The sequence below is a fragment of the Echinicola rosea genome (genome assembly GCF_005281475.1).
Lineage (GTDB): Bacteria > Bacteroidota > Bacteroidia > Cytophagales > Cyclobacteriaceae > Echinicola > Echinicola rosea.
Genome location: NZ_CP040106.1, coordinates 1,517,492 through 1,540,227 on the forward strand (window position 1 = coordinate 1,517,492; position 22,736 = coordinate 1,540,227).

A 22,736-nucleotide genomic window follows, 5' to 3' on the forward strand; every position below is an offset into this window, starting at 1 on the left:
TGTATTTGTCAATGAATAAAACACCAAACAATTAGCTTGACACTTTGCGAATTGTCAAGTAAAAAAATACCCCATTTCGGGTATTTCATTTAGGTATCGGAAATGGTATTTTTGGAATTCACAAAAAAGTTTTACAATGAAACTACGATCTACTCTACTAACGGCCATTGGCATGGCCATGTTTTTTTCATGCTCCAATGGAGACGAGAACCCGAACGACAACCAAATAAACCTTAGTGAATCATCCATTGAGATAGATGTGGACCAAAATTTTAAGCTGGAAACGTCTTTTAACCGTGAGGGCTATTCAACCAATGAATTTAAATGGGAATCCGACAGCTCCATTGTTGCCAGTGTATCAGGTGATGGTACAGTCACCGGTAAAATCAAAGGAGAAACAACTATCCGTGTCACTACCAATGATGGCCAGTTCTCGGGAGAATGCCAAGTGAAGGTAAATCCAATCAATTTTTTATACGTTGAACCTCTATTTGCTTTCGGTGAAGGCATGGAATACTTTAAATCAAACGAAAATAGAACCCTTGGTAATCAGTCCGATGATGGATTGGTATTTAACGATTCAAATGTGGATGTGGAAATGGTCATGTACCTTTTTGAAAATGCCAAAATGTATGGAGGGGCGGTAATCCTAAAATCCACTGAATCGGTAGCCGAAAGAACCATTGATTTTTTGCGGCAAAGATACATCCCGGTAGGTAACGAGAACGATGTGTATTATTTCGCTGACAATGATGTGATAGCAGGTGTAACCGTTGATAGCCAGCTAGGTCTTACCGTCATGTATTTGGAGCTCAGCGAAAGCGAATCTGGAAGGATTGATATAAAGGCCGCTATCAATGAAGGATTTGAAAAATTAAGGGCTAAAGACCTGTAACCGATAACATGTTATGAAAAAGATACTACTGCTATGTTTTGTTGCTGTTATGGGGTTTGGGTGCAAGGATTACGACATTGCCCCGGAACAAATTTCGCTTTCAATATTCGGTGAAGAATTTAAAAATGGCGACACTATGAATATTATGGCTATTATTGAGGAAAAGGAACCTAATCAAAAATGGGAATATGAAATTTACATCGAAGGAAATACTATTTTAACGGGTGAAACAGAAAAAGGAACCCTTAATAGGGTTATTGAAACTGAATATGTGGTTGATTTGGAGCCTGGGCCATATCAAGTTACATTTTCTGTTCAAAGCAAAAAAGGAAAGCAATCTAAGGTTGAAGGTTTTTGGGTGAGGGAATAAATAAAGCCGGGAATTACCCCGGCTTTGTTCTACCTTTTGGCATATTCCTGGACAAGCTTATCAAACTCTTCTTCATACCAATCTTCTATGCAAGTCCAGTCTGTATATCCAAGATCGCTTAAAATAAATACTTCGTTTTCGCATTCTTCCCTATGATCCTCTCTTGGAGTAAGTTGAATTTTAACAGCTTCGCCATCTTGATAGTATGCAAAGAAAACCTCTGCTTTAAAATCACCTTCTCCTTTTGAAATCTTCAAATCTTCTGATAGTCCACTTAACATATCCCCGGGGTCGTTTCGGTACATTTGATAGGCGTATGCCATCGCACGAGCTCTAAGAAGATGAGGGTGCTCAAATACTCTATAATCGATAGGTTCTTCCTTTTCATCAAAAGTGATTACTTCATAGAATGCAAAATTTGGTTCATTGTGTTTTTCCATTTTTTAGTAGTTTGAATGGGGTGCCACATCTGACACCCCATAGTTATTAAATCGTTGTTTTCAGTTGCTAAAATCCCTGTCATTAGGATTCTTTACGGGCTTCTTTTTGCTCTTTGATTTTGCGGTTGTGGTCCGCAACAATCAGCTCTTTCATTCTGTCGATTGCCGTTCTATCCTTCCAGGATGGAACGCTTTTGGGCTTTACTGGCTTGCCAATTGAAATAACCTTGGCCATTATGATGCTGCTTTAAGTTGGTCAAAAGAACCTGTCTTGAAGTCACTTTGAAATGATTCTTTTAGGCATTGGATACGGTTTTCCAGTGCCATCACCCAATCGAAATACCAACTGTCATCATCAAAAGCCTCATCATTGAATTTGATTTTGGCCATTGCGGCTTCCATTTCTTGGATTCCTTTAGAGATGTTTTGGATTGCTTCTTTTCTGTTTTTCATGGTCGTAATTTTTAAAGTTGAATATTGAATTTTTCGTATGTTCGTTTTTTAAGTTGATCATTGGCATGTTGAGAATACCAAACCGAAAACCAGACATCACCGGTGTCATTTAATATCTTTTCCGCCCTTCGCTTGATAGCTTCTTTTTCGGCTTGGATTTTCCTTATCTGTTTTTGCTCGGTTTTCGATATTTTCCCCTTACTGATCATGGTATAAACCTATGACAAACAAACCTTAACTCCAAACATAAATTTATAATATTTTCAATTGTAAATATGATTAAGCATTGAGTACTTGCACTTTTAAAGTACTATACCTACAAATGTAAGTACTATTAAGTATTATACTTACAGTCATGTCAGTATGTCAGTGAATGGTGGATGTTTGTGAAATGTTTGAGCGCTGAAATAATTTAGCCCCAAAGAGGGTCATTAAGAGACGTTTGGGGCGTCTGTATGAATACAGTAGAAGTATTCAAAGTCCAAGTAGATTATTCCGGATTTGGGCTTTGTTCAATATCTTTGTCAGCTCGTCCAGTAATACCTTGGCGTGTTCCGCTTCTTCACCGTCCAGGTGGTTGATTTTATTTGATATATTGATTGATTTGCGGGCCATTACAGCCAGTTCTTTGCCAAATTGGTTTGCTTGGTTCACCCTGTAGGCGTGGAGGTTTTCGACTACTGCCATGCAGGCATAAACCAAGTTCTTAAACATTATGTCCGTATCCGGGATCTCTTCCAAAGTGACTAAGCTTTTTCGTAGGTTATTCAGCTCTCTAATGAGTGTTTTCTGTGATTCGATATCTTTCATGTTTTTTTGATTTTAAGGGGTATGTGTCCCCTGTTTTGCCCCCTTATGTGGATTAATTGCTTTGATATGGTGTGGAGGTTGATTTTTGTAGCCGTATGTAGGCTATCGTGGTCAAAAATTCCATTCGGGAAAACCATTAATGAATTTTTCTAACTGTTCCCGTTCCTTATCTAATTCTTTCATTCTTGCTTCCATCTCCATCGAAGCCCTCAGCTCTATTTCATCTATTTTCTTTTGAATTCTAAGGTATCTTTTTGTTGGTTTTCCTTTGTAGTACTTTTTAAATCCTGGTTGGCTCATTTGATCCCGTAACTTACCGATGTCCAGCTCCCATCCGTAGGTAGCCCACATCTCTCGGTACTTTTTAGAATAGGTTTGCTGTTCGTACATTCCATCCAATAGGCTAAGGTGGCCAAACCTGTCGCCAACGCTGTAAAGCTTGCGGCACCGCTTACCAGTAATTGGGCACTGAAAATACCAAACCTTACCTAAGTTCAAATTGGAGGGTATAGAGACCAATTTAAGGGCATCCCTGGTAGACCTTCCCCGATAGGAATATGTGAGCTCCATGTAAGGGAATTCACCCATTGAGAGGAAAATATAAACACTTCCGGCTCCATTTTCGAGGTTATAGTGACCTTCCGATCTTGTGTTAGGCTCAAAACTGGCCCATTTTTTTAATCCTGAAATGCTGATATAGGGCGTAAAATCGATAATAGGGGGAAATGTAGCTATCTTTGCCATTTTAGTTTAACCTAAATTTTTAGGGATGGTGTTCACAAGGAAAATTGGAGGGGCACAAAGCCCCGCCCTTATCATTTGACATTAAGGCTCCTGAAATAGGCATTAGTCTTGTGTGGCAAAAACCTAGAGGAATCAGCATTTATCATTCGAATCCCTTCTAATTGGTTGATGTCAAACAAGCGATTTACATCCTTAGGGAGTAGCACATCATTGCTTTGCGCATAGCCAACAAACTCATTGAAGGCCTTGATCATGGCAGTGTACTTGTCGTGCAATTCCAAATCAACCGGATCGCTAATTGCTACCTCAAAGAGGTGCCTATTCTCCTCGATGTAGGTGTTAACCCCTTCCAGTGTCATGGTAAGATCCTCAGATATCGGCATCTTATCGACATCGATCAGCTCATACGGAAACTTCCCAATATTTGGGGCAAGGTCTTGCTTCCATTGCTGCAGTTCGGTGATGGCCGGCTTTAGGATGGTGTTCATTTGCTTATAGGCCTCTTCAAGGGCATGGCCCTGTGTAAGCTTTGGAAAGGTCTTTACCTTTTTCTCAATCAGAAACTCAACTGGGCCAATACCATGCCCCATGATATCCTTTAGTAGGGCCTTATCCAGTGGCTCTAGTTCTGTTTCTTCTACAAATTTGTCATAGGCCTCCACCAATCCAGGTAGCTGGTTAAGTCTAAACTGGTTCAATTTAGCTGCAGCGTGGTTTCTCTCTTTCTCTTTAAACTTGATTACTAGCATATCAATATTTCATTATGTTTTTTACCATCTTTTTCGTTTTGCTTAGCTTTTTCGGGCTATCGGTTGCATTTGGCTTAGGGGGAATTCTAAGCATATTCCTGACGATTTCATTTATTTTCGCCTTTTGGGAATCATCATCAGCTTGGCTATTGCTTGCCCTACCTGGATGGCCTCCAAATCCTTTCAACTTGCCATTGGCTTGCAGCTGTTGCAATTCTTGCAGGTCGTTGGCTACTTCATCAGCATAGCCGTTAAAATCATCCTCGTCTTTGAAATTCATTCTTTCAATAGACCTTAGATTGTAGTCGATAAATTTTTGTGGTGCGCCTTTGAGCTTTTCTGTCAAGGCTGCTTTTTGCTCTGCTACTGTCATGGTATTATTTTTTTGGTTTAATTATTTTATGGAATAGCTTAGTTTTTTTGGCTTGTCATCTTCTGACATTTCAATTTTCTCTTTTGTCCAGTCTTTTTCACACCATGCCCCATTGTTGTATTTTTCCTCACGGGTTCCAATGTACTTTTGCCATCCATGTTTAAACCCGTTGGCCTCTTTTAGTTTCCTGTAGGCGTTAAACTGTATTGCCAAATCCTTTAGGTCGCCCCGTTCAAACAGGCATCTTGCAAAATCACCAATAGCCATGTAGGATTTGGTGTTTGACATTTCTGTGATGTTGAAAAATGATGCAATGTCCTTGGTGGCTTTTTGAACTGGTAAAGGATCTTGATTATGAAAACTTAAAATATCATTATCAATATCAATATCAATATCAATATCAATATCATTATCGGCTTTTTTGGGTTTTGCTGGGTTGCCAGAAAACCTACTGGGTTCTTTGGGTTTTGCCGGGCGTCCTCCTTTCTTTCCATTCTCTCTATTTCGCTCTACTATCGACTCATATTTTTCACGGTCTCGAATAAGAGCTTGCCTTATTGGGGCGAAAACAACCTTGATTAGCAGGTCGTTTATTTCAATATTTTCACCGTTAACGAATTCAAGGATCACAGTGAATAGCTCGCCTCTTTTCTCCATGGGTAGCTCCTTCACAACCTCAATAAGGTCATTGTAAAGAACGAATGACTTCTTTTCACTCATCATTCAACCTCCTTTCCAGCGCCTCCACAAACCCTTCATAGCTTCGAGCCACTATGTAAATGCCTCCACTGGCCTCCACTTTGTCCCGGTACCTTTTTTGGGCTTCACTTAATTTATCCCTGCCAATTTTTAACTCTATTTTAAGGCTTTTTCCCTGCCATATGGCGCTTATGTCAGCAGTACCGTTGGTGCCAGTGCCAGGCACGAACTTAACCCCGCCAATGGTCTTTTGCTGTCCCACTACATTGGTGTAGGTGTATGAGTTATCTATCACCCGTCCGGTGTTGCTGATTCTCTCGGCCTGGCCGCCGGATAGGTTGATGGCATCGATTATGCATTTGGTAAGTCCGTTGGCGGTGCTGTCCTTATATGGTTTGGGCTTTGCCAGTGCATGCTCCGGGACATTGGGGTACTTTGCTCTTATTTCCTTGATTTTTAAAGCCGACAAGGTTTTCAAATCCCATGGGAAATCGACATCTTTGAGGGCTGCATTTGATTGGACACCATTAGCAGTCAAAGCCTTGCAACGGGATTGCCCTTGTGGGGCTTTTGCTTTTTGATTTCCCATTGCTTAGTACTTAACAGTTTTTACTTCGGTTAGGGCTGCTTCTACCTCATCGGTACGGTAAAGTACCCTACCGCCGATTGAGTAGCTTTTCAGTAACCCGCTGTTTGTCCAATTGTGGAGGGTCTGTAATGTTACTTTTAGGGTTTTTGCCGCCTCTTGGCGGGTAAGGAATTTTTCTTTTTTTGTTTCCGGACTTTTGACCGGTGATTGGTGTTTAATACCGTACTCTTCTAGGGCGCTAGCAATGATTGATCGTAGTTGCTCGGGTGTGCTTACTATTAGCTCCATTTCTGTCTGTGTTTTTGTTATGGGTCAAATATGGAACAATGTGTTTAGGTGCTAAGTCGGATAGTCGGATTCCGATTTTTTTCCGATAAAAAAATATCAACCTACTGAAAAGTAAAAAACCCGAAAGGGCTATCCGTTCGGGTTTTGATTTAGTGGTAATGGGGCTATCAACTGTTTTTTATACTGTTTATTATAGCTTTAAATGGTTCCCTGAATAAGTTTGCCATGTGACTTTTGTCAGTAGGGTCTATTTTCTTTTTCGGGTCCTTAAACCCTTTGAATTTTGTTTGCATCAATTTCGTTGCTGTACTCATAGGCACGGATATTACATTGGCTTTTTTGAGCTCTTCGAGATACACCATTCCCGCCTCCTTTATCCCTATCCAAACATCATTAACATCTACCAGCCTGCCCATACCTCCCTGCCAAGTTTCCTTTTTCAGAATGGTTATGTATGCATCTGCTTTACCAGCTGGGAATAGGTCATCAAAAGTTTTTAGGTGCTCATGTTTGTTGATGGGCCGTGGCTTTGAATTTACTTCACTGTTTAGTCCATCCAGCCAGTCAAAGAAATGTCCGGTAAGTTCGTGGTATTTTTTTCCTGTATCAACACGTACCAATGATGTGGTACCTTCTTGGTTGGTTTTCACTTCCAAAACGCTGCACCTGCTTTTGCCTCCTTTCTCACGTTCCTTTGTAAGGGAAACTAGCCAAATCTTTAACTTTTCTCTAATAGGTTCTATAGCATCAATGTTTCTAGTATTGCCAATTTCCCTGGTAAGTATTTCTTCAAATCCTGCTTCTGTATCCAAGGTTCGGTATTTCAAAGTTTCTTTATCCCTAATGCTGAAAAAGCTAAACAGCTTTTGCATATTGCTAAAATCCTTGTCATTGTAAAGGTTTTCGACGATTTTATGAATCATATTGTCCATATCAAACAACTTTTAAAACTGATTCTTTCCAATGTTCTGCCAACTGTACGGCTACATCTTCCGGCTTTACTTTAATGTACTTCAAGAACGCACTTTCTGTTCGGTGGCCTGTGATTTTCATAAGACTAATAGCCGGAAAACCACTTTTATAGACGTTGGTCGCAAATGACCTTCTAGCCGTGTGAGTTGTTACAAATTCCCATTTTGGCCTCATTTCCGTTACCTTATGGCCGCCCTTAATGTATTCTGCCTCTACTACCTCTTCCAAACATTCCACTTGTTTGGTGATATCCTTTAGATAGTCGTTCATTTTTTGGTTAGAGATAGGAGGGGGTAAACTGTTAGGGTATTTGCCCTCATATTTTGCCATGATGGCCTTAACTGTCGGATGGATAGGTATTATCACCTTTTCACCTGTTTTCTGTGTTTTGATGTGTAAAAAACCATCCTGTATGTTTTCCGGTTTAATAGTCGTGAAATCTGAGAACCTAAGCCCAGTCCAGGCCCCAACTAAAAATAGATCCCGCACCCTTTCGAGGTGAGGGGTTTTTGATAAGTCCTCTTTGTATAGCTCCTCAAGTTCTTTGACTGTTAGGTATATTGAAAACCCTGTGACACTGTAGGCTTTAAACTTAGAGGATTTAAAGTACATGTTGGTATTGTAGCCCATTTCAGTAGCATAGTTCAAAAAGGTTTTGATAATCATTATGTACTTACCTACTGAATTCAGCTTATATCCTTCATTATTCAAATAAGCAACAAACTTGGAGTAAAAGCTATGGTTGATGGTGTCAAAGGTAAGGTGATATGATTTCCCAAATTCTGCCAGCTTGTTCTTTGTGGTCCTGTACTTTTGGATTGTCCTTTTATCGTATCGTTTACCGGTGGCTGTAAGCCTGATCCCGTTTTCTGCCTCTGTAATGAACCTGTCGAAAAGCTCAATTAGAGTTATAGGCTTATCTGTTTCATGTTCTTTTATTGCGGCCCTGTTTAGCTCAATGTCCAGCTGATCTTTTAGCTCGGAGGGTAATGGGGACCTTTCCAGTTTTAGCTTTAACTGTCTGAATACTTTTTCTGCAGTGCCTTTGATATGGGAAAGGGTGTCATTAAAAATCTTGTGGGCCGGGAAAGCCTGTACCTCTTTGGCCAATTGCTTTTTGTCGTTCCATAATTTGGGATGGATTTTTTCCAGTGAGGGATACTTCAGCCTTTTACTGTTATAGGATATGAAAAGCGTAATTGGTGTCTCCCCGTCTTTACCCTTGTCCCGAAGGTAATAATTGAATTCTGCCATAAACGAACTTTGATTGGATATTCAAATATAGCGTTTTTGATATTGGGGGACACAATGGGGGACAAAAAAATTTGATTGTTTATTATTTTATTGGATTGTTCTTGATGTTGGAGTAGCTTTAAAATGCTGTTATTCAGTAATATGGAGTGTATTATAGTCTATGTTAATCAAAATGTATGTAGTCCTGTCGGGACTACAAAAAAACCTCTTCAAATTGATTTTTGAAGAGGTCTTTTTACTTTTTGCATAAAGTCAATGGCCAATATGCTGACAAATCAATCCTTCACACACCTGATGGGCATGTGGCGTCCGTAGAGAGATCTTCCCCGAGAAATTCCTGAGCCATCGTAAACACCATTGCCGTTAGGGAAAATGGTCCTGCTAATAATTTCTCCTAAAGTGGTAGTGCTATACCATACAGCCGCTGAGGCAGTATTGATCCCAAAATAGTAGCCACTTTCATAATCAAAATCCACTCCTCCCGTGGGATATGCAGAAAACCTACTTGTGTTCGTGATACGAATACCCGTGAGCGCTGGAGAATAATAATCTGTCCAATCATTGGCCATGATTTTATCGGCCAGCTCTGCACCAATTCCTCGAAGATGAGAGGTACTCTCCATTTCACTCTCGTCAATGCCCAGGTACCGTTCCAGGGTCTTCCAGTCTTCATCAGTACTCACATGCCAGTTGCACGGGCAGATATTTTCATCGCTTAAGGCCACAGATGCGGGGTAGTAAAAATTGGTGACTTCCCTGGCTCCATCACCTCTTGTTAGGACATATTCGTGATAGGGGTTTTCTTCCCATTTCATTGGCAGCTGCAGAGCTGGGATAGTTTCACCATTGCAATAGGTACTGGAGGCAAGGTTTTCTCCCATCCAGTATTGGTTTCCGATTTTAACGATCGGATAGACATTGCCCTCCGCGTCAGTGACCGTTTGGCCTTCTCCAGCTATGTTGACATTGTTGAAGTCAAAATGAAACTCTCCGAGGTTGAGTCTAATGAGGCTCGGTCCCGCTTCATTTTCTGTCAGTTCCAGCTTATAATGGTAATGGCGATATCCTTGTAAAGTAAGCTCTTGCTGCAAGGGTTGGTTATGAAAGTTTTCCACCACCGTAAGGCTCCTACGGCTGCCTTTTTTTACATACAGGTAGTAGTATTTACCATCTTCGGTCCGTTGAAGGGCTTTGCCATTATCGAGGTATGCCTCCTTTACATGCGTAGCATCCACGGTGATCAGGCCAAACTTAGTGGTGGCCTTGACCGTGATATTCAATTGGGAGCTGTTAAGGTCAAACTCACCGCTTAGCTTGTAGGGCAAGTATTTTGCTTCATCTGCTCCCCATACCTTGGTGTAGTAGGTGTATGGCCCATAGGGCAAAGTGATGGTGGCTCCGGCCAGTAAATCGTATGGATTGTACGTCAGCATATATTCCTGACCGGTGTCCTTATGCGTAAATAATACCTCTGCTTCCTCGGGCAAAACATGCTGCCAATCCGAGAGGGAGGTCGTGCGGCTGTTTGGCTGAGAGGATTTCAGGTCCTCAAAAACAATACTGGAAAACGAGACTTTTCCAAGCCGTGGAGCATTTTCGGTAGCTTCTTGCATACAGCTGGACAATAGCCCAAGCAAGAAAATCAGGATAAAGTAGTTTTTTTTGTTCATGGTAAAAAAGGTAAATTGACAATAAAAATAATCGTCTGAAAGTTAGCCAAATAATTCGCTACTTTATTTAGAAAACATATTTATGTGTATAAAATACCTATAAGTATGTTTTAATGTATAAAAATGTATTGGTTTGTGCTACTGGTCTATAGCATCTAGTCGCCTACCTGTTATTCTTCCAAGACCGATAGAATGTTTCCTTCTGGGTCCTTGAACCAAGCGACTTGGGGACCTTGGTCACTTCTGCAGATGCCCTTTGCATCGGTTTGGATATCACCGGTATATTGTTCGAAGACGATGCCTTTGGCAATCAATGCGTCCACGGCCTTTTCGATATCATCCACTAGGAAATTCAATACGGTAAAGACTGCAGGCTGATGGTCAGGCTTGGGATAGATGATGATGGGCTGATTACCGGTGGTCTCTACCTCCAAAATGCCCATGGAGTTTGTCGTTACGGTCAGGCCTAATTTGTCACCATAGAAATGCCGGGCTTTTTTGATGTCTTTTACGGAAAAACTGCTGAATGCGGTGCTGGTTGATAACATGATGGTTTGGGTTTATGTGATTTCTTGAACAAAAGATACCATTTTACTGATTTTTGGATTTTTAAATCCACTGAACACATAAGTGTCACAGAAAGCAAACTTTCTGGTTTTTTCCGCGGGCATGATGATCGCACCCCTGACGGCGGCTTCTTTGCCATGCGTAATGATCTGCGCTATTTCTGCCTTTCCTGCCGTATCTACGGCCATTTTTTCGAGAGCTTCAATGAACGCTGCTTTGCCCCTCAAGGTCTTGTCCCCGACAATGGTCCATTCGATATCGTCTGTGACATGTGCTGCGATATAGTTTACATCACTGGCTGCGAAAGCTTCGTTGAACTTCTTTAGAAATTTTCCTTTTTCGGTCATGATGATGGGTTTAAAGTGCTTTTGGGTCGGCATAATGCAGCAGCGTATTGCCGTTTGCAAATTGCCTGGATTCTTTTAGTACCAAAGAAAAGGGAAGTTCGATATCCTGAAATAGCTGTTTCCCCTTACCTAATATAACGGGATTGATGATAATACGGTATTCATCAATCAGATGATTGCGGATAAAACAGGCTGCGATGGATGATCCGGCAAAGAGTACCAAATCTTTTCCAGTTTTAGCTTTTAGGGATTGGATAAATTTAGGATCGACACGATCAATGATTTTCCCATTCCATTCAGCGACCTTGAGTGTTTTGGAGAAGACCAGTTTTGGCGTATCGTTCATCACTTGGGCAAATGCCCCTTGCTGTTCAGGCCAATGCTTTAACATTAGTTCATAGGATTTACGGCCGTAGATAAATGTGTCCACTGAGGGAAAGAAATCCATCATATAGGCATCCATCTCCTCATTCCATACGTGCCAACTGATGTCTCCATTCTCGCCTTCAGTATATCCATCCAGAGACACCATCATGGACAAAATGATCTTGCGCCGTGGTGTAGGGTTAAGAGACATTGTGGTAAGAATTTTTGGGGAGCTTGGCAATGATCTTTTCTAGCTGATAAACATGTCTTCGCGTATGGAAAATGGTAAACCACATCCATTCCAATCGGGTAAATTCACCATATTCTGGAATAATGAAGTCCAGGCACACCCGATGGAGATCTTCATCTTTTAGTGCTTTCAGTTCCTCGATTCTTTCGGTTAATTGACGGATAAGTTGAGCTTTAGAGATAGGGTTGTTATCAGGAAGGATCGCTTCTGGTGATGCCATCTTTATTGTAAAGTCCAAAAAAACGTTTTTGATATCCCATACTTTTTGGTCTACTTGTCGATCACATGCCGCGGTATTTCCTTTCAAGGTATATGCCACCGCATAAGATTTGAAGAGATGGTTCCCAACCTGTGCAGCGGTCCAAGAGCCTTCAAAAGGAATGCTGTTGAGCTGGTTTTCTGATAGGTCCTTCAAGTGGGAAATCAACTGTGTGCTGATTTCCTCAAAGGCTTCAAATACATTTTTAGCTGCGTTCATAAATCTTTTATTTTTGATCCAATGGTAAGAGGACTTGCCATTTCTTACCGAATTTGTCTCGGAGGACACCGAAAGTATCGCCCCAAAACTGTTTTCTCACTGGTTCATATACTTTGCCACCTTTGGCCAGCTGATCAAAGCATCGGTGTATTTCGGCTTCATTATCAAAGGTAAGCTGAATGCCCATGTCATTCCCTGGCTTGTGACCATCTGCCCCTTGCATGTCAGTAGCCATCAGTACCAGATCACCGTTGCGGAGTTCTGCGTGCATGATTTGGGCCAGTTGTTCCTTTGGTGTCTGTTCGGCCATGGGGCCATCTGCCATGGTCATTAAGTTTAGATCACCTCCCAGACATTGCTGATAAAAGGTCATGGCTTCTTGACAGTTTCCGTCAAAGCTTATGTAAGGATTTATCTTGATCATGGTGTTAGTCGTTTGGTATTGCCGTTTCGTTCATAAAACAAAGTTCCCATTGGTGGCCATCGGGATCAGCAAAACTGTGCTGATACATCCAGCCTTGGTCCAAGGGGGCCGAATAAGTGCTGCCTCCCGCATCGATTGCTTTTGTAACCATTTCATCTACGGCAGCTTTGCTGTCCATATCAATGGCAATGAGCACCTCGGTGGTCTTGTTGGCGTCTGCGATTTCTTTTTTGGTAAACTGCCTAAAGAATGGTTCCGTTAGGAGCATCACGTAGATATTATCCTCATTGATGACCAAACATGCGGCTTTCTCGTCGGAGAATTGTGGGTTGAAATTAAAACCCAAATGTTCGAAAAAGGCTCTAGATTGGGAGAGATCCTTAACCGGTAAGTTTACGAAAATTTTACTTGGCATGATGTCTATTATTTTAGGTTCAATACAAATTTACAAGACTTTCTATACATTGCAGGTGTGTAAATACGACTAACTAAGGGGTTGATTGCGACGGGTTTATTGCCTATCTTAGTAGCATGAAGCATGTAACGATTCTCGTCCCCAAGGGACATTTCAGTTTGGTCAACATAGAGGGAACCCACCATATTTTTAGTTGGGTAAATGAATGGCTGGCGCAATCGGGACGTCCGCCATACTTTGACATTCAGCTGGCCGGTCTCTCTCAGCCTGCATTGCAAAGCACCGGGATTTATGAAATCAATCCTGGACGGCTGATTAGCGAAGTGCATAAGACGGACTTGATCATTATTCCAGCGGTTCATGGTGATATCGACCAGGTACTGGAGGACAATAGGCCATTTTTTCCTTGGATTATTAGCCAGTACAAGGCTGGGGCTGAAGTAGCCAGTTTGTGTATTGGTGCATTTTTGCTGGCCGAATCGGGACTGTTGGATGGGAAAAAAGTGGCTACCCATTGGCAGTTTGCCAATGACTTTCGCAAGCGGTATCCCAAGGCAATTATGGTAGATGACAAAATTCTTACGGATTCGGATGGACTTTATACCAGTGGTGGAGCATTTTCCTTTACCAGTTTGCTGGTATATCTCATCGAGAAATTTCAAGGCCGTGAAGCGGCAATCCTTGCAGCCAAATCATTCATGATTGACATTGATCGTAATAGTCAGTCTCCCTTTATTCTTTTCAGTGGCCAAAAAGAACATCACGATGATGCCGTGCTCAATGCCCAAAAGTACATTGAGGATAACTTTCAGGATAAAGTCACTGTAGATGACTTGGCCAGTAGATTTGGAGTGGGCAGGAGGAGTTTTGAGCGGAGATTTAAGCAAGCTACGAGCAATACTGTTGTAGAGTATATGCAGCGTGTGAAAATCGAAGCAGCCAAGAAAGCACTAGAAAAGGGCCGTAAAAATGTCAGTGAGGTAATGTACGATGTCGGCTATAGCGATACGAAGGCATTTAGATCGGTTTTCAAAAAAGTTACTGGTCTATCTCCTGTACAGTACCGAAATAAGTACGCTCCCCAAGAGGTAAAGAAAGCGCTCTTGTCCAATTAACCTCAGTTCGATTATAAAATCGTCACTGCGAGGCTTAGAGGGAGATATGAGGGGTGGAAGCCGTGGCAGCTCGCCGCGGCGAGTTGCCACACCCTTTAGCAACCCACATCCTCCTTGAAAGGGTTCGCAATGAAGCTTTTAATACTAAAATTAAGTCGAGCTCAGGTAATTAGCAATTTTCCAACCCTCTTAACCGTAAATTTCATTGAGAATGCCCGCCAACCTAATGCCGCCAGCCAGCAGGCGCTGTTCGATTACGGGAAAAGTAACATAATCATATTCGTAAGATAATCGTTTGCTCTCTGGCAAGTCGTAAACGATATCCCGTAACTGGACAGCTTCATTTAGCCAGTCGGCATATGAGGCAGCCTGGAGTTTTTTTACGGTTTCCTTATCAGCTTTTCTGTTGAGGTGATCGGCCAGCTCGGTATAGCTCAGCTTTTGACGGTCAATGACCTTGGTGTCCCACACGGTATGTAGGTTGGTGCTTTGGCCAAAATAAGTAACTCCCACTTCGTTGCCGCCTTTGTCCTCACCGGTGCCTACATGGAGTGGTTGATGGAGGTCGCCCACGATGTGAATGAGCATTTTCAGGTTTTCTTGTCTTTTGACCAAAGATAGGGGCTTGTTTTTGAGTTCATCGATCAGCCTCAGCATGACGCCATAGGCATCTCCATCTTCTTCTTGGATCTCAGGCTCATAGCCCTTGCCCTCATGGACGGTTAAAAAATGCCAGGTATAAGCGTGGTCATATGCCCTGTCTGAGCGGATTTCGTCCATCCAGTTGGCAGTCATGGCCAAGGATGTCGGCCCTAGTATGGCCTGAATGTTTCGCTGGGCCTTTTTGCTGAGGTGCCATTCGGCAATTTGTCCGACTACCCGATGACCTGTTTTTCCCCAACCAAAGGATAGGGAGTTTATCATGGTGCAAAGCACAAGCGCAAAGAAAAGCTTTTTCATGGTTTCCGATATTATGCTTCTGACATCAACTCATTGATGGCTATCCATGCCATCAGTCCAGCACCGACTTCCAGTGCACTTTCATCAATGTCAAAGGTAGGCGTATGGACGCCGCTTGTGATGCCTTTTTCTTCATTTCGTATTCCCAATCGATAGAAGCAGCCGTCCATTTCTTGGGTGTAATAGGAAAAGTCCTCCGCAGCCATCCAAATGTCCAAGTCTTCCACATTTTCTTCACCAAGGTATTCTTGGGCGGCCTTGTAAGCCCTGTCGGTCAATTCTGGAGCATTTTTTAAAAAAGGATAACCTTTGCGCACCTCAAAATCCACGGATCCTCCCATGCCTTCGGCAATCCCTTCAGCTATCTTGACCATTTTCTTATGGGCTTCAGCTCTCCACTCTTCGTCCAGCGTACGGAAAGTCCCTTGTATATTGACTTCATTTGGAATGACATTGGTAGCGCCCAGGGCTTCGATACGGCCAAAGCTAAGGACGGAAGGAATCTTCGGGCTGGCATTGCGGCTGATCACTTGCTGAAGTGCCACGATGATATGCGAGGCAATCAGAATCGGATCGACCAAGGTCTCCGGCATGGCACCGTGACCGCCTTTGCCGATGACTTTTACATAAAGCTCATCCGCACTGGCCATGTACATGCCTTTGCGAAAGCCTACTTTGCCGGCATCGAACAGGGGCATTACGTGCTGGCCAACGATTCCGCTGGGACGGGGATTTTCCAAGGCTTTGTCCTTGATCATTAACGAAGCTCCACCAGGAATTTTTTCCTCCCCAGGCTGAAAAATGAGTTTTACTGTTCCTTCAAATTGGTCCTTTACGGCATGAAGGATCCGTGCCGCTCCCAAAAGGGAGGAAGTGTGCACATCGTGTCCACAGGCATGCATGACCCCTTCATTTTTGGATTTGTAGGGGACATCATTTTGTTCGATGATGGGCAGGGCATCCATGTCTGCACGCAATGCGATGACTTTTTTGGAAGGATTTTTTCCCTCTATCAGTGCAACCAGTCCAGTGTTGGCTTTGCGCTCAATATTGGTAATGCCGATTTCCTGCAAATGCTTTTCCACAAAGGCGCAGGTATTGTGCTCTTCGAAAGAAAGCTCCGGATTGGCATGGATATGCCTGCGGATTTCTATCGTTTGATTAAGCTGGCCAGCGGCCAACTTCTTGATGGTTTCTTTCAGCATGGGGGTTATTTCGCTTCTTCGATTTCTTCTTCCTCTTCCTCCTGGTTACCAAAGCGCTGTTGGATGATCCTGGCGCTTGGGAATTCCTGTTTGATGGTATGGAAGAGTGATTGTGCCTCTATTCGGTTTATGTACCTGCCGACCTTTACCAAGTAGCGGGGTTGCTCGTATTCCATTTCCGCTTTTACCTGTGATGGCAGCGTATTGTAGAGCTTATTTCTGGTAGAAAAAGCCTTTTCCCTGTCCACACCGCTATATACTAAAATGGTAAAGCCATTATAAACGCCTCTATCAGCGTTCTTATTGGCAAAACTGGTCAGTGAGGCTTGCAGATCGTTGTCCACGGGATCCCCTGCTTCTGCACTTACAGGACCACTGCTCTGGGAAGGTACTAGGTTTTCCTCCTTAGGAAGGTCAGGATAAGTGGTGCGGTAAGAGGACAGGTTTTCTTCGTAGTTATTGTAGGCTGCAGCGGATTTGCTCATTTTGCTTCCCCCTGCACATCCTGCCAATACCGTGACTACGAAAATGGAAAGATAGGCTATATTCTTTTTCATAGTGTTTTTTTAATCTTCTATAACAACACACTTGCCAGAACTGATGTCCTGTTCCACACTTTTGTATTTCACGTCTTTTTTTACATTACCATTGGTGTACTGTACTGAAACACGGTCATTTCGGCCGTATGCTTTTTCTGACTTTCGTGGAGCGACTACCTGTTTTTGAGCTCCCCTGTTCGCAGAAGCAGCGGCTTGTGCAGCCCTGTTGGCATGGGGGTTCAGGGTACTGTTGGCTTCTTCCTTGGAAGCTTGGACCTTGGGCTCAGGTTGTTTTTGTGCTTGGGCAGCACGTACCTGATCTGGGTTTTGCTTCGGCAGCTCTGCCTTTGCCAAGAAGGAAATTACGTCCTCGTTCAATTTGCCTACAAAGCGCTTGAACATTTCGAACGCCTCGAATTTATAGATCAACAATGGGTCTTTTTGCTCATACACTGCGTTTTGTACGGATTGTTTCAAGTCGTCCATGTCGCGTAGATGCTCTTTCCAGTTTTGGTCGATGATGGCCAGGGTGACATTCTTCTCTACCGCACGGATCAAATCACGGCCTTCATTTTCAATGGTGGATTCCAAATTGCAGACTACACCAATTTGCTTGATACCATCAGTAATTGGGACCATGATTTCTTTGACCGTAGCTCCCCTGTTTTCATATACATCTTTAAGTACGGGCAATGCACGGTCAGTGACGTGCTGGTTTTTGGCAACATAGTTTTTATAGCAGGCATCAAAAAGCTCTTGGCTCAATGTAGCAGCCGGCTTAGATTTAATGTCATCTTCAGTGAATTTATAATCAATGCCAAGTGAACTATAAATATTCATGCGGAGGCTGTCCATATCTTCAGTGGACTTGGCTACTTCTACAATGCCTTCACACACGTCGTACATGACATTGAGGATGTCCAGTTCGAGTCTTTCGCCCATCAGCGCATTCTTTCTTCGCTTGTACACTACCTCACGCTGGGAATTCATGACATCATCATATTCCAAGAGGCGTTTACGCACGCCGAAGTTGTTTTCTTCCACTTTGCGCTGGGCCCTTTCGATGGATTTGGAAATCATGGAGTGTTGGATCACCTCACCTTCTTCCAGTCCCATGCGGTCCATGAGCTTGGCGATACGTTCTGAACCAAATAAACGCATCAAACTATCTTCCAGGGAAACAAAGAACTGGGAAGAGCCCACGTCACCTTGACGTCCTGCACGTCCACGAAGCTGTCTGTCCACACGTCTGGATTCGTGACGTTCTGTGCCGATGATGGCCAGTCCACCAGCCTTTTTGGCTTCCGGCGTCAGCTTAATATCCGTACCACGACCGGCCATATTGGTGGCGATGGTCACCGTGCCCGGTTTACCCGCTTCGGCTACTACTTCAGCCTCCTTGGCGTGTTGCTTTGCGTTGAGTACCTGGTGTTTGATTTTTTTGAGCGTCAGCATTCTGCTGAGTACCTCTGAGATCTCCACGGAGGTAGTACCCACCAATACCGGTCTTCCTGCATCGGTCAGCTCATTGATTTCATCCACTACTGCGTTAAACTTCTCTCTGACCGTTTTATAGACTTTATCATCACGGTCATCCCGCTGGATAGGCTTATTGGTAGGAATTACCACCACATCTAACTTGTATATTTCCCAAAATTCCCCAGCTTCTGTCTCGGCAGTACCCGTCATACCGGATAGTTTGTGGTACATCCTAAAGTAATTCTGGAGCGTAATGGTCGCGTATGTTTGGGTGGCGTCTTCTACTTTTACATTTTCCTTTGCCTCGATCGCTTGGTGAAGGCCATCTGAGTACCTTCTTCCTTCCATCACACGGCCTGTCTGCTCATCGACAATTTTGACCTTGCCATCCACCAAGATATACTCGGTGTCCTTTTCGAACATACAATAAGCCTTCAGCAGTTGGTTTACCGTGTGGATACGCTGGGCCTTGACACCATAATCCTTGATGATCTCCTCCTTGCGAATGAGTTTTTCTTTTTCATCGATGGATTCGTCTTTCTCCATTTCGGCGATTTCTGTACCAATGTCCGGAAGGATAAAGAAACTGGTGTCTTCGTTTTTCTTGGTGATTACCTCGATGCCATTGTCGGTAAGGTCCACGGTATTGGATTTCTCATCAATGGTAAACAGCAGCGGCTCGTCCGCCTCCGGCATCATGCGCTTGTTGTCCTGTAGGTAATAGTTTTCAGTTTTTTGGAGGACTACCCTGATGCCCGGCTCGGAGAGGTATTTGATCAATGGCTTGTACTTGGGCATGCCTCGGTAAGCCCGGAAAAGTGCCAATCCGCCTTCTTTCTGATTGCCTTCGCCGATCAGCTTTTTGGCAGTAGAGAGATAGCCTTGGATCAATTTTCGCTGTTCATCTACCAAGGTCGAGACCCTTGGTTTCATTTCATAAAACTCATGCTCGTCGCCCCTAGGGACAGGGCCGGAAATGATCAGCGGTGTTCTGGCATCATCGATCAGCACGGAATCGACCTCATCGATCATGGCAAAGTGATGCTTTCCTTGCACCAGGTCGTCGGCATTGCGAGCCATGTTGTCACGCAGGTAGTCAAAGCCAAATTCATTGTTTGTACCGTAAACGATGTCCGAATTGTAGGCCTTTCTTCTTTCGGGGGAGTTGGGTTTGAACTTATCGATACAATCTACCGTCAAGCCGTGGAACTCAAATAATGGTGCATTCCACTCACTGTCCCTTTTGGCAAGGTAGTCGTTTACCGTTACGATATGCACGCCACGTCCGGCCAGGGCATTCAGGTAGGCCGGAAGGGTGGACACGAGCGTTTTACCTTCACCAGTGGCCATCTCGGAGATTTTACCTTTGTGAAGGGCGACACCACCGATCAGCTGTACATCATAGTGAAGCATGTCCCACGTGATCTCGGTACCTGCAGCTAGCCATTGGTTATGCCAGATGGCTTCGTCGCCGTTGATTTCCACATTATCTTTTCTGGCCGAAAGCTCCCGGTCATAGTCATTGGCCTTTACGACCAGTTTGCCGTTTTCCTTAAACCTCCTGGCCGTTTCCTTCATTACAGCAAAAGCCTCGGGAAGTACTCGCTCGAGTACTACTTCCAAGGCTTCGTTACGGTCTTTTTCGACTTTGTCGATCTGATTAAAAAGGGCGTCTTTTTCGTGGACCTTGTCCGGCGCCAACGCATCGATTTCTCCTTTGAGAGAGACGATATTGTCATCAAAGGACTTTAATTCCGTATCGACAATTCCTTTGATTTCTATGGTTTTGTTTCGTAGCTCCTCATCTGTGATGGATGAAAGCTGGTCAAATGCTGCGTTTATCTTTCCTACGAAAGGGTATAATTCTTTTATATCCCGGTCTGACTTGGTCCCGAAGACTTTGGTCAGCCCCTTTGCGATAAAATCTAACATAGTAGTTATTGTATATTATAATTGGGCTTAAAATTACTTTCTTTTTATAACAATCGGTAGTTTTTAACCGTTCGATTGGTCTTGGATATTAAATGGTTATCAAATACTGTGTAATTAGATGACTGTAGATCCTTTAAATACCTGCTCTGCAGGGCCTATCAATACGATATCTTTAAAGCTGCCGTTTTCTCCTTGGGTAAATTTTACGGCAAGGTTTCCTCCCTGTGCTTTGATGTCCACATGATCGATGTTTTTCTGGGAGCCAAAAACAAGGGCGCATGCTGTGACGCCTGTTCCGCAGGAAAGTGTTTCATCTTCTACGCCTCGTTCGTATGTGCGCACGTAGATATGGTCATCCCCTAGTACTGAAATGAAGTTGACATTGGTGCCGCTTGGGCGGTAGTCATCGCTATATCGGATGGCTGCTCCTGTATCCACAACGGGATAATGCTCTACATCCTCTACAAATCGGACATGATGCGGGGAGCCGGTATCCACAAAGAAATCTTCACCTTTATTTTCTAAGGATACTACATTTCCCATGCCCAGTTCTACATTTCCATTGATGATACGCGCTTGGTGCGGCCCATCTATGGCAAGAAAGTGGGCTTGGGCTGCCACAATCCCCAAAAAGCTCGAAAAAGCCACTGCACAGCGGGCTCCATTCCCGCACATGCTCTGGGAGCCATCTGCGTTAAAATAGATCATTTCGAAATCATAACCCTCCTTGTTCCGGATAAGGATAAGCCCGTCGGCACCAATCCCAAATTTACGGTCACAAAGTTGGCTGACGAGATCCAGGTTTTGTTCATCAAAATGCTCCGACCTGTCGTCGATCATCACAAAGTCATTCCCTGTACCTTGATACTTATAAAATGATATTTCCATATCCTCGTTATAAATTAATAAAGCATTGTGATCGGCTCAAAAACCAATCCATTTTCCGTTTGTCCTACAAACATAACCAACTTGTCATTAATTCAGACAAATGGTCTGATTATTGGTTTTATTTTATCAGTTAAATAGTTAACTTGCTAAAATAGCAATGAAAAATATATTCATATAAAAGTACTGAATATCAAAATAATTTCGGAACAAAATTTTACTAATAATGAAAAAAGTTTCATTTAATCCTTCCAGAAGGACTTTTATAACACATAGTACCAAAGCCACATTGGCAGTAGGAATCGGAAGCAGTGCGATAGGTTCTGCCTTCTTGACGGCCTGTGGGGCGTCCAAGGAAGAGGAGACCGAAGAGACTGCCCAGTTGAGCACCGGTTTTTCCCAAGCGGGACTTGCGTATGATTATGCTGCACTGGAGCCAAATATAGATGCGACTACCATGGAAATCCACTATACCAAACATGCTGCAGGTTATGCACGAAAGCTGAAGGCAGCCTGTGAAGCCGAAGGTGTGGACATGACCAAGCCACTGGAAGAGACGCTTATGAAAGTGTCCAACTACAGTACTGCCATGAGAAACAATGGTGGAGGGCACTATAACCACGAACTCTTTTGGAGCATCATGTCTCCTGAAGGTGGCGGTAAGCCGACAGGTGACCTTGCGGCAGCGATCGATGAGGCGTTTGGTAGTTTTGATGCTTTTGTAGAGAAATTTGAAGGAGCCGCCAAAGGGCGCTTTGGATCCGGATGGGCTTGGCTGGTAGTCGATGCCAATAAAAATCTGAAAGTAGGTTCTACTCCCAATCAGGATAATCCGCTGATGGATGTGTCAGAACTCCAGGGGATTCCGTTGATGGGGATCGATGTATGGGAGCATGCGTATTACCTTCACTACCAAAATGAGCGTGGTAAATATGTGTCAAATTGGTGGAATGTCGTAAACTGGGCTGCCGTACAGGACCGGTACAGTGCTGTCGTTTAAACTGACCTTTAGTTTATTCATAATATACGGCCGGATGGGAGCGTCTCCCATTCGGCTTTTTTTTAACTGATTATCCACGTGCTTGCCGGTAATAAAGTTTTTCACAGACCTGCCGCGACGGAAAATTTTTCCTGGACCATCACAGATAAATAATCAAAAATCCGTGCTCCCCTGTCTAGCCGCCCGCTTTTTAATTTCTTAACGCCCAATACCTTCAGTGCGGATTCAGTTAATAACCTTAGCTCGACTTTTTTTTTGTATAAAAACCGTCATAGCGAACCCTTTTTAGGTGGATGTGGGTTGGAAAAGGGTGTGGCAACTCGCCGCGGCGAGCTGCCACGGCTTCCACCCGCTCAGGCCTACCTCTAAGCCTCGCAGTGACGGTTTTATAATCGAACTGAGGTTAATAAGTCTGTTATATGCTATAAGGAGTCTCTTTTGGATAAATTACCAGCATCATTCTATGCA

General features: G+C 43.4%; 28 protein-coding genes. 4 read left to right on the top strand and 24 right to left on the bottom strand.

The annotated features are described in order from the left end of the window. Positions 1–136 precede the first annotated feature (136 nt). Positions 137–895 (top strand): Ig-like domain-containing protein, encoded by a 759-nt coding sequence (locus FDP09_RS06285; RefSeq protein WP_137401842.1) that lies wholly within the window; start codon positions 137–139, stop codon positions 893–895. 13 nt (positions 896–908) lie between these two features. After that, complete coding sequence (locus FDP09_RS06290; RefSeq protein WP_137401843.1) at positions 909–1,265, top strand: hypothetical protein; 357 nt, start codon at positions 909–911, stop codon at positions 1,263–1,265. 29 nt (positions 1,266–1,294) lie between these two features. On the opposite strand, the gene FDP09_RS06295 is transcribed toward FDP09_RS06290, so the two are convergent. The 19 genes from FDP09_RS06295 to FDP09_RS06380 form a co-directional block, all read right to left on the bottom strand. Next, a complete protein-coding gene (locus FDP09_RS06295) occupies positions 1,295–1,705 on the bottom strand; it encodes a hypothetical protein (RefSeq protein ID WP_137401844.1) in 411 nt (136 codons plus the stop codon). Between the two features lie 82 nt (positions 1,706–1,787). Continuing rightward, positions 1,788–1,940 (bottom strand): hypothetical protein, encoded by a 153-nt coding sequence (locus tag FDP09_RS23725; protein ID WP_187328810.1) that lies wholly within the window; start codon positions 1,938–1,940, stop codon positions 1,788–1,790. After that, positions 1,940–2,158: a hypothetical protein gene (locus FDP09_RS06300; RefSeq protein WP_137401845.1), complete on the bottom strand. Its 219-nt coding sequence runs from the start codon at positions 2,156–2,158 to the stop codon at positions 1,940–1,942. The genes FDP09_RS23725 and FDP09_RS06300 overlap by 1 nt, the downstream gene beginning before the upstream one ends. Positions 2,159–2,632: 474 nt before the next feature. Further along, entirely contained in the window at positions 2,633–2,968 is a 336-nt protein-coding gene (locus FDP09_RS06305; protein WP_137401846.1) for a hypothetical protein, read from the bottom strand. Between the two features lie 111 nt (positions 2,969–3,079). Next, positions 3,080–3,712, bottom strand: a complete 633-nt coding sequence (locus FDP09_RS06310) for a hypothetical protein (protein ID WP_137401847.1) — start codon at positions 3,710–3,712, stop codon at positions 3,080–3,082. A 71-nt stretch (positions 3,713–3,783) separates the two neighbouring features. Beyond that, positions 3,784–4,461: a hypothetical protein gene (locus FDP09_RS06315; protein WP_137401848.1), complete on the bottom strand. Its 678-nt coding sequence runs from the start codon at positions 4,459–4,461 to the stop codon at positions 3,784–3,786. A 1-nt stretch (position 4,462) separates the two neighbouring features. Continuing rightward, complete coding sequence (locus FDP09_RS06320) at positions 4,463–4,834, bottom strand: hypothetical protein (RefSeq protein ID WP_137401849.1); 372 nt, start codon at positions 4,832–4,834, stop codon at positions 4,463–4,465. A gap of 21 nt (positions 4,835–4,855) precedes the next feature. Continuing rightward, positions 4,856–5,557: a DUF6291 domain-containing protein gene (locus FDP09_RS06325; RefSeq protein WP_137401850.1), complete on the bottom strand. Its 702-nt coding sequence runs from the start codon at positions 5,555–5,557 to the stop codon at positions 4,856–4,858. After that, the gene (locus FDP09_RS06330) at positions 5,547–6,122 is read right to left on the bottom strand and encodes a hypothetical protein (protein ID WP_137401851.1); all 576 of its coding nucleotides are present in this window, start codon (positions 6,120–6,122) and stop codon (positions 5,547–5,549) included. The genes FDP09_RS06325 and FDP09_RS06330 overlap by 11 nt, the downstream gene beginning before the upstream one ends. A 3-nt stretch (positions 6,123–6,125) precedes the next feature. Next, a complete protein-coding gene (locus tag FDP09_RS06335; RefSeq protein WP_137401852.1) occupies positions 6,126–6,410 on the bottom strand; it encodes a helix-turn-helix domain-containing protein in 285 nt (94 codons plus the stop codon). 167 nt (positions 6,411–6,577) lie between these two features. Beyond that, positions 6,578–7,282: a hypothetical protein gene (locus FDP09_RS06340; RefSeq protein WP_137401853.1), complete on the bottom strand. Its 705-nt coding sequence runs from the start codon at positions 7,280–7,282 to the stop codon at positions 6,578–6,580. Between the two features lie 61 nt (positions 7,283–7,343). Further along, the gene (locus tag FDP09_RS06345) at positions 7,344–8,636 is read right to left on the bottom strand and encodes a site-specific integrase (RefSeq protein WP_137401854.1); all 1,293 of its coding nucleotides are present in this window, start codon (positions 8,634–8,636) and stop codon (positions 7,344–7,346) included. A gap of 275 nt (positions 8,637–8,911) precedes the next feature. Then, positions 8,912–10,306, bottom strand: a complete 1,395-nt coding sequence (locus FDP09_RS06350; protein ID WP_137401855.1) for a fibrobacter succinogenes major paralogous domain-containing protein — start codon at positions 10,304–10,306, stop codon at positions 8,912–8,914. A gap of 170 nt (positions 10,307–10,476) precedes the next feature. Beyond that, positions 10,477–10,854 (bottom strand): VOC family protein, encoded by a 378-nt coding sequence (locus FDP09_RS06355; protein WP_137401856.1) that lies wholly within the window; start codon positions 10,852–10,854, stop codon positions 10,477–10,479. 12 nt (positions 10,855–10,866) lie between these two features. Beyond that, entirely contained in the window at positions 10,867–11,220 is a 354-nt protein-coding gene (locus FDP09_RS06360) for a nuclear transport factor 2 family protein (RefSeq protein WP_187328811.1), read from the bottom strand. 10 nt (positions 11,221–11,230) lie between these two features. Next, positions 11,231–11,797, bottom strand: a complete 567-nt coding sequence (locus FDP09_RS06365; protein ID WP_137401858.1) for a dihydrofolate reductase family protein — start codon at positions 11,795–11,797, stop codon at positions 11,231–11,233. Further along, positions 11,787–12,314, bottom strand: coding sequence for a DinB family protein (locus tag FDP09_RS06370; protein ID WP_137401859.1), 528 nt, complete (start codon positions 12,312–12,314; stop codon positions 11,787–11,789). Before FDP09_RS06370 ends, FDP09_RS06365 begins: the two co-directional genes overlap by 11 nt. Positions 12,315–12,321: 7 nt before the next feature. Beyond that, a complete protein-coding gene (locus tag FDP09_RS06375; RefSeq protein ID WP_137401860.1) occupies positions 12,322–12,738 on the bottom strand; it encodes a VOC family protein in 417 nt (138 codons plus the stop codon). A gap of 4 nt (positions 12,739–12,742) precedes the next feature. Continuing rightward, positions 12,743–13,153, bottom strand: a complete 411-nt coding sequence (locus FDP09_RS06380) for a VOC family protein (RefSeq protein WP_137401861.1) — start codon at positions 13,151–13,153, stop codon at positions 12,743–12,745. A gap of 116 nt (positions 13,154–13,269) precedes the next feature. On the opposite strand from FDP09_RS06380, the gene FDP09_RS06385 reads away from it, so the two are divergent. Then, complete coding sequence (locus tag FDP09_RS06385) at positions 13,270–14,268, top strand: GlxA family transcriptional regulator (RefSeq protein WP_137401862.1); 999 nt, start codon at positions 13,270–13,272, stop codon at positions 14,266–14,268. 189 nt (positions 14,269–14,457) lie between these two features. Here FDP09_RS06385 and FDP09_RS06390 read toward each other — a convergent pair whose 3' ends face one another. The 5 genes from FDP09_RS06390 to dapF all read right to left on the bottom strand — a co-directional run bounded on the left by FDP09_RS06390 (position 14,458) and on the right by dapF (position 21,271). Continuing rightward, complete coding sequence (locus tag FDP09_RS06390; protein WP_137401863.1) at positions 14,458–15,228, bottom strand: S1/P1 nuclease; 771 nt, start codon at positions 15,226–15,228, stop codon at positions 14,458–14,460. Positions 15,229–15,239: 11 nt separating this feature from the next. Then, positions 15,240–16,433 carry a M20 metallopeptidase family protein gene (locus FDP09_RS06395; RefSeq protein ID WP_137401864.1) on the bottom strand — a complete coding sequence of 398 codons (1,194 nt, stop codon included), beginning with the start codon at positions 16,431–16,433 and terminating at the stop codon, positions 15,240–15,242. Between the two features lie 5 nt (positions 16,434–16,438). Beyond that, positions 16,439–16,990: a hypothetical protein gene (locus tag FDP09_RS06400; protein ID WP_137401865.1), complete on the bottom strand. Its 552-nt coding sequence runs from the start codon at positions 16,988–16,990 to the stop codon at positions 16,439–16,441. 9 nt (positions 16,991–16,999) lie between these two features. Continuing rightward, positions 17,000–20,383, bottom strand: coding sequence for a preprotein translocase subunit SecA (gene secA / locus FDP09_RS06405; protein ID WP_137401866.1), 3,384 nt, complete (start codon positions 20,381–20,383; stop codon positions 17,000–17,002). Between the two features lie 114 nt (positions 20,384–20,497). Further along, positions 20,498–21,271: a diaminopimelate epimerase gene (dapF, locus tag FDP09_RS06410; protein WP_137401867.1), complete on the bottom strand. Its 774-nt coding sequence runs from the start codon at positions 21,269–21,271 to the stop codon at positions 20,498–20,500. A gap of 223 nt (positions 21,272–21,494) precedes the next feature. Here dapF and FDP09_RS06415 point away from each other — a divergent pair, with 223 nt between their 5' ends. Further along, positions 21,495–22,268: a superoxide dismutase gene (locus tag FDP09_RS06415; RefSeq protein ID WP_137401868.1), complete on the top strand. Its 774-nt coding sequence runs from the start codon at positions 21,495–21,497 to the stop codon at positions 22,266–22,268. Positions 22,269–22,736 lie beyond the last annotated feature (468 nt).

What these genes read in the sequence shown, in the direction of transcription:
- FDP09_RS06285 (WP_137401842.1), top strand. Translation starts at nt 137, where the DNA reads ATGAAACTACGATCTACTCTACTAACGGCCATTGGCATGGCCATGTTT.
- FDP09_RS06290 (WP_137401843.1), top strand. Translation starts at nt 909, where the DNA reads ATGAAAAAGATACTACTGCTATGTTTTGTTGCTGTTATGGGGTTTGGG.
- FDP09_RS06295 (WP_137401844.1), bottom strand. Translation starts at nt 1,705, where the DNA reads ATGGAAAAACACAATGAACCAAATTTTGCATTCTATGAAGTAATCACT.
- FDP09_RS23725 (WP_187328810.1), bottom strand. Translation starts at nt 1,940, where the DNA reads ATGGCCAAGGTTATTTCAATTGGCAAGCCAGTAAAGCCCAAAAGCGTT.
- FDP09_RS06300 (WP_137401845.1), bottom strand. Translation starts at nt 2,158, where the DNA reads ATGAAAAACAGAAAAGAAGCAATCCAAAACATCTCTAAAGGAATCCAA.
- FDP09_RS06305 (WP_137401846.1), bottom strand. Translation starts at nt 2,968, where the DNA reads ATGAAAGATATCGAATCACAGAAAACACTCATTAGAGAGCTGAATAAC.
- FDP09_RS06310 (WP_137401847.1), bottom strand. Translation starts at nt 3,712, where the DNA reads ATGGCAAAGATAGCTACATTTCCCCCTATTATCGATTTTACGCCCTAT.
- FDP09_RS06315 (WP_137401848.1), bottom strand. Translation starts at nt 4,461, where the DNA reads ATGCTAGTAATCAAGTTTAAAGAGAAAGAGAGAAACCACGCTGCAGCT.
- FDP09_RS06320 (WP_137401849.1), bottom strand. Translation starts at nt 4,834, where the DNA reads ATGACAGTAGCAGAGCAAAAAGCAGCCTTGACAGAAAAGCTCAAAGGC.
- FDP09_RS06325 (WP_137401850.1), bottom strand. Translation starts at nt 5,557, where the DNA reads ATGATGAGTGAAAAGAAGTCATTCGTTCTTTACAATGACCTTATTGAG.
- FDP09_RS06330 (WP_137401851.1), bottom strand. Translation starts at nt 6,122, where the DNA reads ATGGGAAATCAAAAAGCAAAAGCCCCACAAGGGCAATCCCGTTGCAAG.
- FDP09_RS06335 (WP_137401852.1), bottom strand. Translation starts at nt 6,410, where the DNA reads ATGGAGCTAATAGTAAGCACACCCGAGCAACTACGATCAATCATTGCT.
- FDP09_RS06340 (WP_137401853.1), bottom strand. Translation starts at nt 7,282, where the DNA reads ATGCAAAAGCTGTTTAGCTTTTTCAGCATTAGGGATAAAGAAACTTTG.
- FDP09_RS06345 (WP_137401854.1), bottom strand. Translation starts at nt 8,636, where the DNA reads ATGGCAGAATTCAATTATTACCTTCGGGACAAGGGTAAAGACGGGGAG.
- FDP09_RS06350 (WP_137401855.1), bottom strand. Translation starts at nt 10,306, where the DNA reads ATGAACAAAAAAAACTACTTTATCCTGATTTTCTTGCTTGGGCTATTG.
- FDP09_RS06355 (WP_137401856.1), bottom strand. Translation starts at nt 10,854, where the DNA reads ATGTTATCAACCAGCACCGCATTCAGCAGTTTTTCCGTAAAAGACATC.
- FDP09_RS06360 (WP_187328811.1), bottom strand. Translation starts at nt 11,220, where the DNA reads ATGACCGAAAAAGGAAAATTTCTAAAGAAGTTCAACGAAGCTTTCGCA.
- FDP09_RS06365 (WP_137401858.1), bottom strand. Translation starts at nt 11,797, where the DNA reads ATGTCTCTTAACCCTACACCACGGCGCAAGATCATTTTGTCCATGATG.
- FDP09_RS06370 (WP_137401859.1), bottom strand. Translation starts at nt 12,314, where the DNA reads ATGAACGCAGCTAAAAATGTATTTGAAGCCTTTGAGGAAATCAGCACA.
- FDP09_RS06375 (WP_137401860.1), bottom strand. Translation starts at nt 12,738, where the DNA reads ATGATCAAGATAAATCCTTACATAAGCTTTGACGGAAACTGTCAAGAA.
- FDP09_RS06380 (WP_137401861.1), bottom strand. Translation starts at nt 13,153, where the DNA reads ATGCCAAGTAAAATTTTCGTAAACTTACCGGTTAAGGATCTCTCCCAA.
- FDP09_RS06385 (WP_137401862.1), top strand. Translation starts at nt 13,270, where the DNA reads ATGAAGCATGTAACGATTCTCGTCCCCAAGGGACATTTCAGTTTGGTC.
- FDP09_RS06390 (WP_137401863.1), bottom strand. Translation starts at nt 15,228, where the DNA reads ATGAAAAAGCTTTTCTTTGCGCTTGTGCTTTGCACCATGATAAACTCC.
- FDP09_RS06395 (WP_137401864.1), bottom strand. Translation starts at nt 16,433, where the DNA reads ATGCTGAAAGAAACCATCAAGAAGTTGGCCGCTGGCCAGCTTAATCAA.
- FDP09_RS06400 (WP_137401865.1), bottom strand. Translation starts at nt 16,990, where the DNA reads ATGAAAAAGAATATAGCCTATCTTTCCATTTTCGTAGTCACGGTATTG.
- secA (WP_137401866.1), bottom strand. Translation starts at nt 20,383, where the DNA reads ATGTTAGATTTTATCGCAAAGGGGCTGACCAAAGTCTTCGGGACCAAG.
- dapF (WP_137401867.1), bottom strand. Translation starts at nt 21,271, where the DNA reads ATGGAAATATCATTTTATAAGTATCAAGGTACAGGGAATGACTTTGTG.
- FDP09_RS06415 (WP_137401868.1), top strand. Translation starts at nt 21,495, where the DNA reads ATGAAAAAAGTTTCATTTAATCCTTCCAGAAGGACTTTTATAACACAT.